The following is a 17,577-nucleotide window of genomic DNA, read 5'->3' on the forward strand; positions in this document are numbered from 1 at the left end:
GTCAGGCGGCCGCGCCCACAACCACCACGTCGAGGTGCGGCTGCCCTGCCGCCACCTCCAGCACCTCGACGATGGGGGCGAGGAAGGCGCGATCCTCGTCCGTCAGCTCCGGATGGCTGAAGGCGGCCCGGAGCCCGGCGAGGGTCTCCACGGCGTGCACGTGCTTGGCGTACCCGGCCACGTGCCCGGGCAGGGGACGCAGGGGGATGCCGAGGTCCCTGTCCGTGAGGCTGCGCAGCGAGTAGTCGCTGTTCAGGCCGGCCCGGGCCAGGTTCCACTCGATGCGCTCGAACGCCGCCGCGTCCCAGACCACGCGGCGGGTGGTTGCGGCCAGCTCCTCGAGCCACGCCACGAGGATCCTCCAGGACGGCGCCACCCTGTCGGGTGCGATGTAGCCGCCGGCGAGCAGGGCGTCGACGTCCGGTGTCGACGGCGCCGCCGGGTCCACGGCGAAGGCCGGATCCCGCCGCATGAGGGGCCTCAGCCAGGTGCGCCGCTCCGGCGCCGGGTGCGCGAAGTGCGCGGCTGCCGAGGCACGCAGCCGCTCGGCGAGGGCGGGGGAGGCGCCGAAGATGTCGCGGACATCGTCGATCGCGATGGCACACGCGACGAGCTGGTGCATGAGACCTACGGTAACCGGGGGCGTAGCATCAGCACCGTGAATCCGAGAACTCGCCGTTTCATCGTCACGGGCGTCCTGGTGGCCCTCGTCATCCTGGCGGTTTTCGGCGCCATCGCGCCCGCGTTCGCGGAGGATCGCACGCCGCCCGAGGGGTCCACACCCGTCGTCGGCATGGCCTACGGCTCCGGTTCCTCGACGCTGTGGCTCGCCGGGCCGGGTGCCGACGACGGGGTGGTGGTCAACGCGGAGGACGGCACCGAGGTGGCGTTCGGCGGGGACCCGGTCTCGGTCCAGGCGCTGGCCTGGCGGGGCGACCGGCTGTGGGTCGGCGACGTCGGCGACGCGTCCTCCTCGCGGGAGTTCATCGTCGTCTACCGGCTCGGGTCCTTCAGCGACAGCAACCTCACCTACCACGCCTACGACTTCGTCTACGAGGACGGGCCGCGCGATGCGCAGGCCATGATGATCTCGGGCCGAGGGCGGATCTACGTGGTCACCACCGGGGCGGACCCGGGCATCTACCGCGCGGAGCTGGAGCCGTCGCGGCAGGAGATGAACACGCTCACCCGGGTCGCGGACGCCCCCGAGGGGGTGACGGACGGCGCCTTCCTGTCGGACGGCACCACGATGGCGCTGCGCAGCGCCGTCGGCATCGAGTACATCGACGCGCTCACCTGGGAGCCCCTGGCCACGGACACCATCGTCGGCGCCCCTGAGGGCGAGTCGCTCGCGGTGGGGCCCAACGATCAGATCCTCGTGGGGGGCAACCCGTTGATCCGCGAGGTGGGCGTGCCGTCGTCGGACGTCACGACGACCGTGTCCCCGACGGTGGAGCCCTCGGCCTCTCCCTCGCCTGACGCGTCGGCGTCTGCCGAGGCCTCGCCTGATCCGTCGGCGTCGGCCAGCGCTGAGCCCGAGGCCCCGGCGTCAGAGGATGCGCCTGCGCGCACGGGCACGACGATCGCGCTGGTCCTGGCCGGGGCCGTCGCCCTGATCGCGGGCGCGGTCACCTTCCTCGTCCGCACCTGAGCAGCCGGGTTGCTCGGCAGGTGACCCGTCCGGTGGGCGGGTGCTTGGATGATGGGCATGGCCACCGAGCAGCTCTTCGTCGCCCACGCCGTCACCCCTGAGGGAGTCGTCGACGACGCCACCATCCTGATCGAGGACGGGCGGATCGTCTCCGTCCTCCCCGGAGGCGGAGGGGGCCGGCTGTGGGCCGTGCCGGGATTCGTCGACACCCACTGTCACGGCGCGGTCGGCGTCAGCTTCGGCGACCCCGACCCCGCCCGCAACCTCGCCGCGATCGAGCACCACCGCAGCCACGGCACCACCACGATCTTCGCCAGCACCGTCACCGAGCCACTCGGGAAGCTGGAGGCGCAGCTCGGGGTGCTCCGCGCTCTCCACGAGGAGGGCCACCTTGACGGCATCCACCTTGAGGGCCCGTTCCTGGCCCCCGAGCGGAAGGGCGCCCACGACGAGGCGCTGCTTCGCGACCCCGACCCGGAATCCGTCGAGCGCCTCATCGCCGCGGGGGGCCCGGCGCTCAAGATGATCACGATGGCCGTCGAACGCGACGGCGCCGAGGGAGCCACCCGGCGTTTCGTGGAGGCGGGAGTCGCGGTGGCGTTCGGTCACTCCGACGCCGACGACATCGCCACGGCCGAGTCGATCGAGTGGGGCGCCACGGTCGCCACCCACCTGTTCTCCGCCATGCGATCCATCCACCACCGCGAGCCGGGCCCCGTGCCCGTCCTGCTGGCGGACAGTCGCGTCATGGTGGAGCTGATCTGCGACGGCGTCCACCACAAGCCGGTGATCGCCGCCATGAGCATCGACGCCGCGACCCCCCGTCGGGTCGCCCTGGTCACCGACGCCATGTCCGCCACAGGCAAGGGCGACGGTCGCTACATCCTGGGCGAACTGGAGGTGGAGGTGGCCGACGGCACGGCCCGCCTGGTCACCGCCGACGGGTCCCCGGGCGCCATCGCGGGGTCCACCCTCACCATGGACAAGGCCTTCGAGTTCGTGGTGCAGGAGGTGGGCGTGAGCATCCCGGACGCGGCGCTCATGGCCGCGACCACGCCCGCCGCCTGGCACGGGCTCGACGAGGTGGGCCGCCTCGAGGCCGGCCGCTGGGCCGACATCTGCCTCGTCGACGACGACGGCCGCCTGCACGGAGTCATGCGCCGCGGCCAGTGGATGGTCCCCGTCCAGCCCTGATGCGGCCCCCCGCCGCGACACTAGGATGGATCGCGAAGGGGGTAGTTGGTATGAGCGACCTGATCGACACCACGGAGATGTACCTCCGCACCGTCTACGAGCTGTTGGAGGAGGGGGTGCAACCCCTCCGCGCACGGATCGCCGAGCGCCTGCACCAGTCCGGGCCCACCGTGTCCCAGACCGTCGCACGCATGGAGCGCGACGGCCTCCTCCACGTGGACACGGACCGCACCATCCGCCTCACCCGCACCGGCGCCACGCTGGCCCGCGACGTGATGCGCAAGCACCGGCTCGCCGAGTGCCTGCTCACCGAGGTGATCGGGCTGGAGTGGGAGAAGGTGCACGACGAGGCGTGCCGCTGGGAGCACGTCATCTCGGTGGACGTGGAGAAGCGGCTCGTCGCCATCCTGGACTCGCCCACGCGGTCGCCCTACGGCAACCCCATCCCCGGCCTCAAGGAACTCGGCGTGGACGTGGAGCACACGCCGTTCCGGGAGCGCGCGGATCCGCTGGCGGACCTGGTCTCGGACGCCCCGCAGCGCTTCGTGCTGCAGCGGATGAGCGAGAACCTGCAGGCGGACCCGGCCATGCTGCCCCTGCTGGCGGCGGCGGGACTGCGTCCGGGAGTGGGCTTCGAGGCGCACCGCGACGTGGACGTGGTCCGCGTCACCGTCGACGGCGTGTCGTCGGAGGTGGGACTGTTCGCCTCCGAGCTGTTGTTCGTGAGCCGCGATGAGTGAGAATCACGAGGCGCTGAAGTGGTTCGGCAGCCGCGGCCCGGGCGCCGTAGAGGATGTGCTCAGCCGCGCCTTCGGCGGCGACCGCACCCCGTACGAGTGGCTGGCCCGTTCGGTCTCGGCGTCGGCGACCACCGTGCTGGACCTGGCCTGCGGCGCCGGGGCCATGATCGAGAGGCTGGCCCGGCCCGGGCGCACCGTGATCGGCCTGGACCGCTCGGAGGCGGAGTTGGTGGAGGCGCAGCACCGGCAGCGCGGCCCGCTGGTGCTGGGTCACGCCTCGTACCTGCCGTTCGCGGACAACAGCTTCGACGCGGTGGTCTCGTCGCTGGGCATCGCGGTCGTGGCGGACCGGCCGAGGCTGCTGTCCGAGGTCTCGCGGGTGCTTCGGCCGGGAGGCGTCTTCGCGGCGCTCACGCCGTCGCTGAGGCCGGCCAACACCGCGGACCTGCGCCTGATCACCCGGCTGGCCCATCTCCTGAGGGTGTCGCCGCTGCTGCCGGGGATCACGGAGTTCCGGGCCCGTGACGCGCTGCTGGCGGCAGGGCTGACCAAGGCGGAGGACCGGCGCGCCAAGTACTACGTGGAGGTCGCGGGCCGGGACGACGCCGAGCGCCTGTTCGCCGGGTTGCGCGGCGCAACGGACCGCGCCCGCACGATGGCCGCCGTCGACTTCCTGGCCGCGCGCGCCGCCGAGTCGGGCCCGGTCAAGGTGCCGCTGCCCATGCGCCGGCTCATCGCCATCAAGTAGCACGGGGGGATCGTCGGATACCCTGGGATACCCCACAGGGTGTCGCGGGAATACCCCGCAGGGGTCGCGTGTTGTACCCCGCGACGATCGACACACAGGAAGAAAGGGGATCGCGCATGGCGACCACAACCCTGACCACGGAGAACTTCAACGCCACCGTCAACGACAACGAGGTGGTCCTCGTCGACTTCTGGGCGGACTGGTGCGGCCCCTGCAAGCGTTTCGCGCCCATCTACGAGGACGCCTCCACCCGCCATGAGGACGTCGTGTTCGGCAAGCTCGACACCGAGGACGCGCGTGACGTGGCCGCCGCCTGGGAGATTCAGTCCATCCCCACCATCATGGCGTTCCGCCGCGGCAACCTGGTGTTCCGCCAGGCCGGCCTGCTCAACGGCAAGCAGGTGGACTCGCTCATCGAGCAGGTCAAGGCCCTCGACATCGATGAGCTCGTCAAGGAGGCACAGGCCAAGCAGTGAGCTCCCAGTGAGTTGACGAACAGGAGGCCCGCTTTCACAGGCGGGCCTTTTGTCTGCCCCCGGGCCTCTGCGGCATACCCCGCCCCCCTACGATGCTGGGTAGTAGCTACGAGAAGGGGCAACGATGGCCGCCGAGCGCAGGGACATGACCGTCCAGCCGGACCTGAGTCACACCGCGGGCCGCGTGGCCCCCGTCCGGTCCCGCAAGCCGATCTACCTGGACATGCTCCCGCCGTGCAACGCGGGCTGTCCCGCGGGAGAGAACATCCAGGAGTGGCTGCGCCTGATCAAGGCCGGCGAGGCCCAGGCCGCGTGGCGGCAGCTCGTCTCCGACAACCCGTTCCCCGCCATCCACGGGCGCGTCTGCTACCACCCCTGCGAGACGGACTGCAACCGCAAGGACCTCGACGAGGCGGTCTCGATCCACTCCGTCGAGCGCTACCTGGGAGACCTGGCCATCGAGAAGGGCTGGCAGTTCCCCACCCCTCGCCGCCGCTCCGGGCGCCGCGTCATGGTGGTCGGCTCCGGCCCCGCCGGCCTGTCGGCCGCCTACCATCTCACGCGCCTCGGGCACAGCGTCGAGATCTTCGACGCCGGTGACCAGCCCGGCGGCATGATGCGCTACGGCATCCCCGAGTACCGGCTCCCGCGCGACGTGCTCGACGCCGAGCTGCAGCGCCTCGTCGCGATGGGAGTGGTGTTCCGGCAGAACAGCCCCATCAAGGACCTGCTCGCCACGCAGCGCGAGGGCGCGTTCGACGCCGTCTTCGTCGCCGTCGGCGCCCACATCTCCAAGCGGGTGGACATCCCCGCCGCCGACGCCACCCGGGTGGTGGATGCCGTCAGCTTCCTGCGCGACGTCGCCTCCGGTGAGCGCCCCGTGATCGGCCGCAAGGTGGCGGTCTACGGCGGCGGTAACACCGCGATGGACGCGGCCCGAGTCGCCCGCCGCCTCGGCGCCGAGGAGTCCGTCATCGTCTACCGCCGCACCCTGGCCGAGATGCCCGCTCACGCCGAGGAGCTCGAGGACGCGCAGGCCGAGGGCGTGAAGATGAACTGGCTGCGCACCATCACCTCCGTGGACGAGGAGGACCTCACCGTCGAGATCATGGAGCTCGACGAGCACGGCAAGGCCCGCGGCACCGGCCGGTTCGAGAAGCTGGAGGCAGACACGGTCATTCTGGCCCTCGGCCAGCGCGCCGACACGCACTTCCTGCGCGCCATCCCCGGCATGAGCTTCAAGGACGACGTGGTGGAGGTGGACCCGCACAGCCTCATGACGGCCGTCCCCGGCATCTTCGCCGGCGGCGACGCCGTGCCGTCCGACCGCACCGTCACCATCGGGGTCGGCCACGGCAAGAAGGCGGCCAAGCGGATCGACGCCTGGCTCAACAAGGAGGAGTGGGTGCCCGCCGAGAAGCACCCCGTCGTCACGCTGCCGATGATGAACGTGTGGTACTTCGGGGACCACCTGCGCCGCATCCAGGAGGAGACCGACGTCGAGGAGCGGCTCGAGGGCTTCGGGGAGGTGGTCGCAGGGCTCACCGACGCCGAGGCCACCTATGAGGCCAACCGCTGCCTCAGCTGTGGCAACTGCTTCGAGTGCGACGGGTGCTTCGGCGCCTGCCCCGAGGACGCGGTGATCAAGCTCGGCAAGGGCAACCGCTACCGCTTCGACTACGAGAAATGCACGGGCTGCGCCACCTGCTACGAGCAGTGTCCCGTCCACGCCATCGAGATGATCCAGGAGGGCAACCGATGAGCACCAAGGCCATCATCGACGGCAACGAGGCGGCGGCCGACGTCGCCTACCGGGTCAGTGAGCTGTGCTCGATCTACCCGATCACGCCGTCGTCGACCATGGCGGAGCTCGCCGACGAATGGGCCGCCCACGGCCGCACCAACATCTACGGCCAGGTGCCCACGGTCATCGAGATGCAGTCCGAGGGCGGTGCCGCCGGTGCCATGCACGGCGCGCTGCAGGGGGGCGCGCTGTCCACGACGTTCACCGCCTCGCAGGGCCTGCTCCTGATGATCCCGAACATGTACCGGATCGCCGGCGAGCTGACCTCGACGGTGTTCCACGTCGCGGCGCGCTCGCTGGCCACGCAGGGCCTGTCCATCTTCGGCGACCACCAGGACGTCATGGCGGTCCGGCAGACCGGGGTGTGCCTGCTCAGCTCGGCGTCGGTGCAGGAGGCCCACGACATGGCGGCGGTGGCCCACTCGGCCACCCTGCGCACCCGGCTGCCGATCGTGCACTTCTTCGACGGCTTCCGCACCTCGCACGAGCTCAACACGCTCTCGCTGCTCACCGACGACGAGCTGCGCCGGTTCGTTCCGCGCGAGCTCGTGCTCGAGCACCGCGCGCGGGCGCTCAGCCCGGCCAACCCGTTCATCCGCGGCACAGCACAGAACCCGGACACCTACTTCCAGTCCCGCGAGACCTCCAACCTCTACTACCAGTGGGCGCCGAAGGTCATCGCCAACGAAATGGACAAGTTCGCCGAGCTGACCGGGCGCCGCTACCGGCTCGTCGAGTACCACGGCGCGCCCGACGCGGACCGAGTCGTCGTGATCATGGGCTCCGGCATCGAGGCCGTGACCCCAGTGGTGGACCGGATCAACGAGGCCGGCGGCCGGGTGGGTGTGATCCAGATCCGGCTCTACCGCCCGTTCCCCACCGACGCCTTCCTCGCCGCCCTGCCGGCCACCGCCACCCGGGTGGCCGTCCTGGACCGCACCAAGGAGCCGGGCGCCTCCGGCGAGCCGATGTTCCTCGACGTCACCTCCGTGCTGGCCGAGGCCGTCGCGGGCGGGCTGCGGGACACGCTGCCGGTCGCGATCGGCGGGCGCTACGGGCTGTCGTCGAAGGAGTTCACGCCCGCCATGGCGCAGGCGGTCTTCGACGAGCTGGCCGCGGAGGCACCCAAGCCCAGGTTCACCGTCGGCATCCACGACGACGTCACCAACCTCTCCCTCGACTACGACCCGACGCTGGACCTGGAACACCCGGAGACTCTGCGCGCCGTGTTCTACGGCCTCGGCTCGGACGGCACCGTCGGCGCCAACAAGAACACCATCAAGATCCTCGGCTCCTCCGAGGACACGTTCGCGCAGGGATACTTCGTCTACGACTCCAAGAAGTCCGGGTCGCGCACGGTGTCGCACCTACGCTTCGGGCCCCACCCGATCAAGGCGCCGTACCTGGTCAACCAGGCGGGGTTCATCGGCTGCCACCACTGGTCCATCCTGGAGCGGGTGGACGTGCTGGAGTTCGCCCGCCCCGGCACCGTGCTCCTGCTCAACGCCCCCTACGGCCCGGAGGGCACGTGGGACCAGTTGCCGCAGCCGGTGCAGCGCCGGATCATCGAGCTGGGCCTCAAGGTCTACGTCATCGACGCCGGCAAGGTGGCGCGCGCCGCCGGGCTCGGCAGCCGCACCAACACCATCCTGCAGACCTGTTTCTTCGCCATCTCCGGCGTGCTGCCCCGCGAGCAGGCGATCGAGAAGATCAAGGCCGCCATCACCAAGACCTATGCCCGCAAGTCGGCCGAGGTGGTGCGCAAGAACCACGAGGCGGTCGACTCGGCGCTCGCGGAGCTGCACGAGGTGCGGGTGCCCGAGACCGCGACGTCGGACCACGGGTTCATCCCGCCGGTGCCGGAGAACGCGCCCAGGTTCGTCCGCACGGTCACCGCCAGCATGCTCAAGGGTCGCGGCGACGACCTTCCGGTCTCCTCGCTGCCGGTGGACGGCACCTATCCCTCGGGGACCACCAAGTTCGAGAAGCGCAACATCTCGGAGATCGTCGCCGAGTGGGACGCCGAAGCCTGCATCCAGTGCGGCAACTGCGCCTTTGTGTGCCCCCACTCGGTGCTGCGGGCCAAGAGCTACCCCGCCGACACCGTCGGCGACGCGCCTGAGGGCTTCCTGTCCGCGCCGCTCAACGCGGCCGGCCTCCCGCAGACCCACTACACGCTGCAGGTCTACGTTGAGGACTGCACCGGCTGCGGGCTGTGCGTCGAGGCCTGCCCGGTCAAGCCCATCGACCAGCCCTCGCGGCGCGCGATCAACCTCGTACCCCTGCTGGACCGGGAGAAGGAGAAGACCGCGGTCGAGTTCTTCGAGTCGATCCCGCAGAACGACCGCTCCCGCGTCGACTTCGGCACCATCCGCGGCACCCAGTTCCTGGAGCCGCTGTTCGAGTTCTCCGGCGCATGCTCCGGCTGCGGCGAGACGCCGTACCTCAAGCTGCTGAGCCAGCTGTTCGGGGATCGCGCCACCATCGCCAACGCCACAGGCTGCTCCTCGATCTACGGCGGCAACCTGCCGACGACGCCGTGGGCCAAGAACGCCGCCGGCCGTGGCCCGGCCTGGTCCAACTCGCTGTTCGAGGACAACGCGGAGTTCGGCCTCGGGATCCGCCTCGCCGCCGACCTGCACGAACGCCTGGCCAGGGCCCGGCTGGCCGAGCTCCGGCCGGAGATCGGCGACGACGCCCTCGTCGACGCCATCCTCGGGGCTGCCCAGCGGCACGGCTCGGAGCTCAACGAGCAGATGGACCGCGTCACCCGGCTCAAGGAGAAGATCGGGGGCCTGTCCGGTTCGGCTGTCGAGGACCTGCGCAGCGTCGCGGACCACCTGGTGCGCCGGTCGGTGTGGATCGTCGGCGGCGACGGCTGGGCCTACGACATCGGCTCCTCCGGGGTGGACCACGTGCTCGCCTCCGGCCGCAACGTCAACATCCTGGTGCTGGACACCGAGGTGTACTCCAACACCGGCGGTCAGGCGTCGAAGTCGACGCCGCTGGGCGCCGTCGCCAAGTTCGCCTCCGGCGGCAAGCTGACCAACAAGAAGGACCTCGCCATGCAGGCGATGGCCTACGGCTCGGTGTACGTGGCGCGCGTCGCCATGGGGGCGGACCCGCAGCAGACGCTCAAGGCGTTCCGCGAGGCCGAGGCCTACGACGGTCCCAGCCTGATCATCGCCTACAGCCACTGCATCGCTCACGGCTACGACATCCGCAAGGGGCTCGAGCAGCAGTACCGCGCGGTGAACTCCGGGCACTGGCCGCTGGTGCGGTACAACCCCGTCATCCGCGACGAGGGCGGCAACCCGTTCCTGCTCGACTCGCCGCGCCCGCGGCTGTCGCTCCAGAAGTACCAGTCCGCCGAACTCCGCTACAAGGTGCTGCGCGCCGCCGACCCGGCGGAGGCGGACCGCCTCGTCGCGCTGGCCCAGGAGCAGGTCGACCGCAAGTGGGCCGAGTACGAGGAACTCGCCGGCCGCGGCGCCGAACAGTTCGCAGCAGATCCGAGGAGCCGGACATGACAGACCTCACCACCAGCTACCTGGGGCTCACCCTGCGCAACCCTGTCGTCGCGTCGGCCGGGCCCCTGTCCCAGACCGTCGCCGGCGTGAAGTCGCTCGCCGACGGCGGGGTGGGCGCCGTGGTGCTGTACTCCCTCTTCGAGGAGCAGCTCCGCCGGGAGGCGGAGGCGACGGCGGCGCTGGAGGACATGTACGAGGAGTCCCACGCGGAGGCACTGTCGTACTTCCCGACGGTGCCGCGGGCCAACCACGACGCCAGCCACAGCTATCTCAGGCTCGTTGAGCAGGCCTCGGGCGCCGTCGACGTGCCCATCATCGCCTCCCTCAACGGTGCGTCGGTGGGCGGCTGGACGCACACCGCGCGCCGGCTCGAGGAGGCCGGCGCCTCCGCGATCGAGCTCAACATCTACTTCGTGCCCGGCGACGTGATGATGTCGGGGCACGCGGTCGAGGAGCGGCACCTGGCCATCCTGGCGGCCGTCAAGGGCGCCGTCGGCATCCCGGTGGCCGTCAAGCTCAGCCCCTTCTTCTCGTCGGTGGGCAACATGGCGGTGCGCCTGGACGCGTCGGGGGCAGACGGCCTGGTGCTGTTCAACCGCTTCCTGCAGCCGGACATCGACCTGGACCGGATGACGGTGGAGTCCGGTGTGACTCTGTCGTCGCCGGTGGACGCGCGGCTGCCGCGCACCTGGATCTCGGTCCTCAGGGGCAGGGTGGAGGCGTCGCTGGCGGCCACCACGGGCGTCGACACCGCCGACGACGTGGTCAAGTACATCCTCGCCGGGGCGGACGTGGTGATGACCACCTCCTCGCTGATCCGCCGTGGGCCCGCTTACGCGCAGGTGCTCGTCGAGGGCCTGGGCCAGTGGCTGACCACCAAGGGCCTGCCGCTGGCGAAGGCGCGCGGCCTGCTGGCGGTGCCCGCGCAGGCAGCGCCGGACGCCTACGAGCGCGAGGGCTACGTGTCCGCCCTGGAAAAGGCGAAGAGCACCTACGGCTCGCTGCGCTGACTCCTACGATGGGCGCGTGCTGACAGACGTCCTCCTGATCCTCGGCGGCCTGGTGCTGCTCGTCCTCGGCGGCGAACTCATGGTCCGGGGGGCGGGGTCGCTGGCGCGCAGGCTGGGGATGTCGCCGCTGGTGGTGGGGCTGACCGTGGTCTCAGTGGCCACGTCGGCGCCGGAGCTGGCGGTCACCGTCGATTCCGTGCTGGCGGGCGCGCCCGAGCTCGCGGTGGGCAACGTGATCGGCAGCAACACCGCCAACGTGCTCCTGATCATCGGCGCCGGCGCCCTCATGGCGGCGCTCAGCGTCCAGCGCCAGCTGCTGCGCTTCGACCTCCCGGTGATGATCGGTCTGTCTGTCGTCCTGCTCCTGCTCAGCCTCGACGGGTCCCTCAGCCTCCTCGACGGTGTGATCCTGCTGGCGGCGTTCGTCGCCTTCATGGTGTCGACGGTGGCGCTCGGCAGGCGGGCCGCCGCGCGTGAGGACGCCGCCGACGCAGAGGGGGACGGGGAGGAGGCCCCGGCACCGGTGTGGGTGTCGGTGGCGTTCGTGGCCGTGGGTGTCGCGGCGCTGGTCATCGGCGCGCAACTGCTGGTCAGCGGCGCGGTGTCGATCGCGTCCGGGCTGGGAGTCTCGGAGCTGATCATCGGCCTGACCATCGTGGCCCTCGGCACCTCGCTGCCCGAGCTGGCCGCCACGGTCGCGGCCGTGCGTCGCGGCGAGGTGGACATCGCGGTGGGCAACGTGGTGGGCAGCAACGTGGCGAACATGGGCCTCGTGCTGGGCCTGCCCGCCGTGATGTCGGCCGACGGGTTGCCCGTGCCCCCATCGTCGGTGGCCCTCGATCTGCCGCTGATGATCGCCGCGGCGCTCGCGCTGGGCACCGTCGCGTTCACCGGCCATCAGGTGGCGCGGCTCGAGGGCGGGGTGTTCCTCGCCCTCTACGTGGCGTACCTGGGCTACATGGTGCTCGCCTCCGCGGAGCACGACGCGCTGCGTGGGTTCTCGCTGGTGATGGTGGCGTTCGTGCTGCCGCTGCTGCTCGTCGTGGGGGCCGTCACGGTGTGGCAGGAGGTCCAGCTGCGGCGAGGGTCGGCCGGCCGGCTGGAGCGCGTCGGCTGAGCCGACGGTGGCGACCCCGGGAAGATTCGAACTTCCGACACAAGGTTTAGGAAACCTCTGCTCTATCCCCTGAGCTACGGGGCCACGGCCCTGAACTGCCGGGCCAACGGACAGGATACCGGGCCGCGGCCGATGCTGCAGACCGCGCCCCTCTGCATCCCCGCCCCTCACACGGACCGCGCGCTGTGCGTGAGGAAGTGTTGACAGGTCCGTTACCCGACGGGTGACCGGTCGCAACACCCGGAACTTAGGTTCATGCGTGAGCAGCGTCGCTCACGGACATGTACACCCAAGACCCGAAGGAGCGACCATGACCACCACTCGCATCCCACCGTCGAGCGAGCCGGACTCGGCCGTCGACGTCCTCGCCGCCGAGGCCGCCGCCCGGGCGCAGACCACCGTCGGTGGACTGACCCACCGTCCCGGCCGCTGGATCGACGGCTGGGACCCGGAGAACCCCGAGCAGTGGGGGAGCGTGGGCCGGCCCATCGCGCGGCGCAACCTGTGGCTGTCCATCTTCGCCGAGTTCCTCGGCTTCGCGGTCTGGGCCCTGTGGAGCATCGTCGTCCCGCAGCTCAACGGCGTGGGCTTCGACCTCAGCGTCAACGAGATGTTCTGGCTGGTGTCGACGCCGGCGCTCGTCGGCGCCACGCTCCGGATCCCCTACACCTTCGCCGTCCCGCGCTTCGGCGGCCGTAACTGGACGGTCGTCTCGGCGCTGCTCCTGCTGCTGCCCACCGCGGCGCTCGCCTGGGCCGTCAACCACCCGGAGCTGCCGTTCGTGGCGCTCGTGGGCATCGCCGCGCTGGCCGGTGTCGGCGGCGGGAACTTCGCCTCGTCGATGGCCAACATCTCCTTCTTCTTCCCCGCGAAGGAGAAGGGCGCCGCGCTCGGCCTCAACGCGGCCGGAGGCAACCTCGGCACCGCGGCCGTCCAGTTCGCCGTCCCGATCGTCATCACCATCGGCGCCGGGGTCAGCCTGGACCGCGCCGGTCTGATGTTCATCCCGCTGGCCCTCCTGGCAGCCGTGCTCGCCTGGCGAAGCATGGACAACCTGTCCAGCGCCAAGTCCGACCCCCGCGCCTACGCCGCGGCCCTGCGCCACCCGCACACCTGGATCCTGTCCTTCATCTACATCGGCACGTTCGGCTCCTTCATCGGCTACTCCGCGACCTTCCCGACGCTGCTGAAGAACCTGTTCCCGGCCGTGACCATCTCGCTGGCCTTCATGGGTGCCCTCGTGGGCTCGCTGGCCCGTCCGTTCGGCGGCTTCCTCTCCGACCGCATCGGCGGCGCCGTGGTCACCTGCGCCTCCTTCGTCGCCATGGCGATCGGGGCCGTTGGCGCCATCGTCGGCCTGCAGGCCGAGTCCTTCCCGATCTTCTTCGTGTCCTTCCTGTGGCTGTTCGTGTTCACGGGCATCGGCAACGGATCGGTCTACCGGATGATCCCGGCGGTCTTCTCCGGCACGTCGGCCGGGGACCCCGAGTCGCTGACCGCGGCCGGTCGCGCCGCCGCAGGCTGCATCGGCATCGCCGGCGCGGTGGGCGCGTTCGGCGGCTTCCTCATCCCGCAGGGCTTCGCCCTCTCCCGCACGATCACCGGCGACCTGCAGGCGGCCCTCGGGGTGATGGTGGCCGTGTACCTCCTCATGCTGGGCGTCACGTGGTTCACCTACCTCCGCCGGGGGTCACGCCTGGCCGCGCTGAAGGTCTGACGCATGACCGCCACCCACTGCCCCTACTGCGCGCTCCAGTGCGCCATGAACGTGGCGCCGGCCGAGGCCGGGATCACCCCCACGGTGACCCCGCTGGAGTTCCCCACCAACCGGGGACGGCTCTGCCAGAAGGGGTGGACGTCCGCCGAGGTGCTCACCACCTCCGACCGGCTCACCAGCCCCCTGGTGCGCCGCGACGGGGAGCTGGTGCCCACGGACTGGGACACCGCCCTGACCCTGGTCGCCGACACGCTGCTGCGCCTGCGGGCCGAGCACGGCCCGGAGTCGGTGGCGGTGTTCGGGGGTGGCGGTCTCACCAATGAGAAGGCCTACACCCTCGGCAAGTTCGCCCGGGTGGCGCTCGCCACGCCGAACATCGACTACAACGGCCGCTTCTGCATGTCCTCGGCCGCGGCCGGCGGGCGCCGGGCGTTCGGCCTGGACCGCGGGCTGCCGTTCCCGCTCGCCGATCTCGACGGGGCGGGCGCCATCCTGCTGGTGGGGTCCAACCCCGCCGAGACGATGCCGCCGTTCTGCACCCACCTGTCCGGGGCGCAGGAGGCGGGCGGGCTGATCGTCGTGGACCCCCGTCGCACCCCGACGGCGGCGCTCACCGGGGACGGCCGCGGCCTCCACCTCAGCCCGCTCCCCGGCACGGACCTCGTGCTGCTGCTGGGCCTCACCCAGATCCTCTGGACCGAGGGGCTCGTCGACCGGGACTACCTGGAGGAGCGGGTCAACGGCGTCGACGAGCTGCGCGCCAGCCTGGCCGCGTGGTGGCCGGAGCGCGTGGAGCGCGTCACCGGCGTGCCCGTCCCCGAGCTGCGGCGCGCGGCCCGCCTTCTCGCCGCCGCCAGCCCCGCGAGGGGAGGCCGCGGCGCCTACGTGCTCACCGGCCGCGGCGCCGAGCAGCACGCCCACGGCACCGACACCGTGACCGCCGCGGTCAACCTCGCGCTGTGCCTCGGGCTGCCCGGACGGGTTGGCTCCGGCTACGGCTGCCTCACCGGCCAGGGCAACGGCCAGGGCGGCCGCGAGCACGGGCTCAAGGCGGACCAGCTGCCCGGGTACCGCTCGATCGCCGACCCGGCGGCCCGCGCGCACGTCGCGGCCGTCTGGGGCGTGGACCCCGACTCCCTGCCGGGCCCTGGGAAGCCCGCCGTCGCCCTGTTCGAGTCCCTCGCCACCCCCGGTGGCCCGCGCGCCATGCTCATCCACGGCGCCAACCCCGTCGTCAGCCTGCCCGACGTGCTCCGCCTCACCGAGCGGCTGGGCGACCTGGACCTGCTGGTGGTGAGCGACTTCGTGCTCTCCGAGACCGCGGCGCTGGCCGACGTGGTGCTGCCCGTCACGCAGTGGGCGGAGGAGACCGGCACCATGACCAACCTCGAGGGGCGGCTGCTGCTCCGGGCCCGGGCAGCCCTGCCCCCCGTCGGCGTGCGCACCGAGCTGGAGGTGTGGAGCGAGCTGGCCGAGCGCCTGGGCAGCCCGGTGCCGTTCAGCCCGGACCCCGCCGTCGTGTTCGAGGAACTGACCCGCGCCAGCGCCGGCGGAGTGGCGGACTACGCCGGCTTCAGCCACCAGCGCCTCCGCGACGGCGACGCCCTCTACTGGCCCTGCCCCGCCCCGGACCACGAGGGCACCCCGCGGGTGTTCCTCGACCGCTTCGAGACCCCTGACGGGCGTGCGGTCCTCCACCCGGTGGACCAGACCCCGCCCGACGACGAGCTGACCCCGGAGCTGCCGCTGTACCTGGTGACCGGCCGAGTCCTGCAGCACTACCAGTCCGGCGCCCAGACTCGGCGCGTGCCCGCGCTCAACAGCGTGGAGCCGGAGGCCTACGTCGAGCTGCACCCGCTGCTGGCGCAGAGGTTGGGTGTCGCGGCGGGTGACCGCGTGGCCGTGCACTCCCGCCGCGGCAGCTGCGAGGCCGTGGCCCGGCTCACCGAAGGCATCCGGCACGACACGGTGTTCATGCCCTTCCACTACCCGGACGCCGGCGCGGTGAACCGGGTCACCAACGCCGCCACCGACCCCATCTCGGGCATGCCCGAGTTGAAGGTCGCGGCAGTGCGGCTGACACGGATCGGAGAGGCGGCATGAGTCACCGGATCGTCGTCGTCGGCCACGGCATGGTGGGGCACCGCTTCCTCGCCGACCTGGCCTCCCACCGCCTCGACGACGTCGAGGTCACCGTCCTGGGCGAGGAGGGGCACGCGGCCTACAACCGGATCCTCCTGCCCGATGTGATCATGGGCCGGGCAGACCTGCCCGGGCTGACTCTGCCCGAGAGTCGGGGCGTGCGGATTCTGCGCGCCCGCAAGGCCACCGGGATCGACCGCCGCAACCGCACAGTCACCGACTCCGCGGGGGAGGAGCACCACTTCGACACGCTGGTGCTGGCCACCGGCGCCGAGCCCGTCTTTCCCACCGTCGACGGCGTGGTCCGCGCCGACGGCACCCCCATGCCGGGCGTGGCGGCGCTCCGCACCTGGGACGATGCGGACCGGGTCCGCTCGGCGGCGGCCGCCGGCGCCAGGGTGGTGGTCATGGGGGGAGGCGTCCTCGGCATCGAGGCCGCCGTCGCGCTCGCCGAGGCCGGCAGCGACGCCACCATCGTGCACCGCGGCTCGGCCCCGCTGGACCGCCAGTTCGACCCCGCCAGCGGCGCCGTCGTCCGCGCCGGGCTGACGGACCGTGGGATCACCACCCTGGTCGACGTGCGCGTCGCCGGGATGGAGCGCCGCCGCGACCACAGCCTCGCCTCGGTCAGGCTGACCAGCGGCAAGCACATCCCCGCCGACCTCCTGCTGGTGGCGATCGGGGTCAGGCCTCGCACCCGCCTGGCGGAGGCGGCCGAGCTGTGGGTGCGCAACGGCATCCTCGTCAACGACACCTGCCGCACCGACGACCCCGCCATCTACGCCATCGGCGACTGCGCCCGCACCCCGCAGGGCTGCCCGGGTCTGGTCGGCCCCGGTTGGGAGCAGGCGCGCGTCCTCGCGCACCACCTCGCCGAGAAGATCAGCGGACGGTCCGGGCCCCGCCCAGTGCTGGGCGCCGACTCCGGCGTGTTCCGGGTCAAGGCCGAGGGCCTCGAGGCGGTCACCATGGGCGAGTTCCCGGCCGACGAGTTCGCGCCCGGCGCGCCGCGGGTGCTCTCCCTCACAGACCCGGTCGGGCGGCGACGCGTGCGGGTCGCCGTCGCGGACGGACTCCTGGTGGGCGCCACGTGCGTCGGAGATCCCCAGGTCGCGGCGGACCTGACCGTGGCGTTCGACTCCCGCACACCCGTCCCCGACGACCCGGCCGCACTGCTGGCCCGCCCGCTCGCCGGCGCGGCCCCGGCGATGTCCGTGGCCGACCTGCCCGATGCCGCGCTCGTGTGCCGCTGCAACGCGGTGACCAAGGCCGCCATCACCGACGCCGTCAGGGCCGGTGCAGACACGCCCGAGGCCGTCGCGACGGCGACCCGCGCCTCCACCGGTTGCGGCAGCTGCACCTCGGACGTCTGCAGCCTGGTCGCCGCTCTCTGCGCCCCGGGCACCCCGCGCACCTCACTCGGGCGGGTCACCGTCGCGTGACCGCAG

General features: G+C 71.7%; 13 protein-coding genes and 1 tRNA gene. 12 read left to right on the plus strand and 2 right to left on the minus strand.

The annotated features are described in order from the left end of the window. Position 1 precedes the first annotated feature (1 nt). Complete coding sequence (locus ACX1D3_RS06350; RefSeq protein ID WP_458996145.1) at positions 2 to 622, minus strand: hypothetical protein; 621 nt, start codon at positions 620 to 622, stop codon at positions 2 to 4. Between the two features lie 36 nt (positions 623 to 658). On the opposite strand from ACX1D3_RS06350, the gene ACX1D3_RS06355 reads away from it, so the two are divergent. The 9 genes from ACX1D3_RS06355 (at position 659) to ACX1D3_RS06395 (ending at position 12,270) form a co-directional block, all read left to right on the plus strand. Continuing rightward, positions 659 to 1,651, plus strand: coding sequence for an RAD23 family protein (locus tag ACX1D3_RS06355; RefSeq protein ID WP_458996146.1), 993 nt, complete (start codon positions 659 to 661; stop codon positions 1,649 to 1,651). A gap of 57 nt (positions 1,652 to 1,708) precedes the next feature. Continuing rightward, positions 1,709 to 2,845, plus strand: coding sequence for an N-acetylglucosamine-6-phosphate deacetylase (locus tag ACX1D3_RS06360; protein ID WP_458996147.1), 1,137 nt, complete (start codon positions 1,709 to 1,711; stop codon positions 2,843 to 2,845). Positions 2,846 to 2,895: 50 nt separating this feature from the next. Continuing rightward, positions 2,896 to 3,585 (plus strand): iron-dependent transcriptional repressor DtxR, encoded by a 690-nt coding sequence (locus ACX1D3_RS06365; RefSeq protein ID WP_458996148.1) that lies wholly within the window; start codon positions 2,896 to 2,898, stop codon positions 3,583 to 3,585. After that, entirely contained in the window at positions 3,578 to 4,333 is a 756-nt protein-coding gene (locus ACX1D3_RS06370) for a class I SAM-dependent methyltransferase (RefSeq protein WP_458996149.1), read from the plus strand. Before ACX1D3_RS06365 ends, ACX1D3_RS06370 begins: the two co-directional genes overlap by 8 nt. 116 nt (positions 4,334 to 4,449) lie before the next feature. Beyond that, positions 4,450 to 4,809: a thioredoxin gene (trxA, locus tag ACX1D3_RS06375; RefSeq protein WP_458996150.1), complete on the plus strand. Its 360-nt coding sequence runs from the start codon at positions 4,450 to 4,452 to the stop codon at positions 4,807 to 4,809. 124 nt (positions 4,810 to 4,933) lie between these two features. Then, positions 4,934 to 6,571, plus strand: a complete 1,638-nt coding sequence (locus ACX1D3_RS06380; protein ID WP_458996151.1) for an NAD(P)-binding protein — start codon at positions 4,934 to 4,936, stop codon at positions 6,569 to 6,571. Next, on the plus strand, positions 6,568 to 10,143 hold the full coding sequence (nifJ, locus tag ACX1D3_RS06385; RefSeq protein ID WP_458996152.1) for a pyruvate:ferredoxin (flavodoxin) oxidoreductase: 3,576 nt from the start codon (positions 6,568 to 6,570) through the stop codon (positions 10,141 to 10,143). The genes ACX1D3_RS06380 and nifJ overlap by 4 nt, the downstream gene beginning before the upstream one ends. After that, on the plus strand, positions 10,140 to 11,153 hold the full coding sequence (locus ACX1D3_RS06390; RefSeq protein WP_458996153.1) for a dihydroorotate dehydrogenase-like protein: 1,014 nt from the start codon (positions 10,140 to 10,142) through the stop codon (positions 11,151 to 11,153). Before nifJ ends, ACX1D3_RS06390 begins: the two co-directional genes overlap by 4 nt. Before the next feature lie 16 nt (positions 11,154 to 11,169). Next, positions 11,170 to 12,270, plus strand: a complete 1,101-nt coding sequence (locus ACX1D3_RS06395; protein ID WP_458996154.1) for a calcium/sodium antiporter — start codon at positions 11,170 to 11,172, stop codon at positions 12,268 to 12,270. Positions 12,271 to 12,278: 8 nt separating this feature from the next. Here ACX1D3_RS06395 and ACX1D3_RS06400 read toward each other — a convergent pair. Continuing rightward, positions 12,279 to 12,354, minus strand: a tRNA-Arg gene (locus ACX1D3_RS06400). A 226-nt stretch (positions 12,355 to 12,580) separates the two neighbouring features. On the opposite strand from ACX1D3_RS06400, the gene ACX1D3_RS06405 reads away from it, so the two are divergent. From ACX1D3_RS06405 to ACX1D3_RS06415, 3 genes are read left to right on the plus strand one after another with little or no spacing between them, the layout of a single operon-like run. Beyond that, positions 12,581 to 13,987, plus strand: coding sequence for an MFS transporter (locus ACX1D3_RS06405; RefSeq protein WP_458996155.1), 1,407 nt, complete (start codon positions 12,581 to 12,583; stop codon positions 13,985 to 13,987). 3 nt (positions 13,988 to 13,990) lie between these two features. After that, positions 13,991 to 16,090, plus strand: coding sequence for a molybdopterin oxidoreductase family protein (locus ACX1D3_RS06410; protein ID WP_458996156.1), 2,100 nt, complete (start codon positions 13,991 to 13,993; stop codon positions 16,088 to 16,090). Next, positions 16,087 to 17,571, plus strand: coding sequence for an FAD-dependent oxidoreductase (locus tag ACX1D3_RS06415; RefSeq protein ID WP_458996157.1), 1,485 nt, complete (start codon positions 16,087 to 16,089; stop codon positions 17,569 to 17,571). Before ACX1D3_RS06410 ends, ACX1D3_RS06415 begins: the two co-directional genes overlap by 4 nt. Positions 17,572 to 17,577: the final 6 nt, after the last annotated feature.

The sequence above is a fragment of the Tessaracoccus yangjingae genome (genome assembly GCF_054483935.1).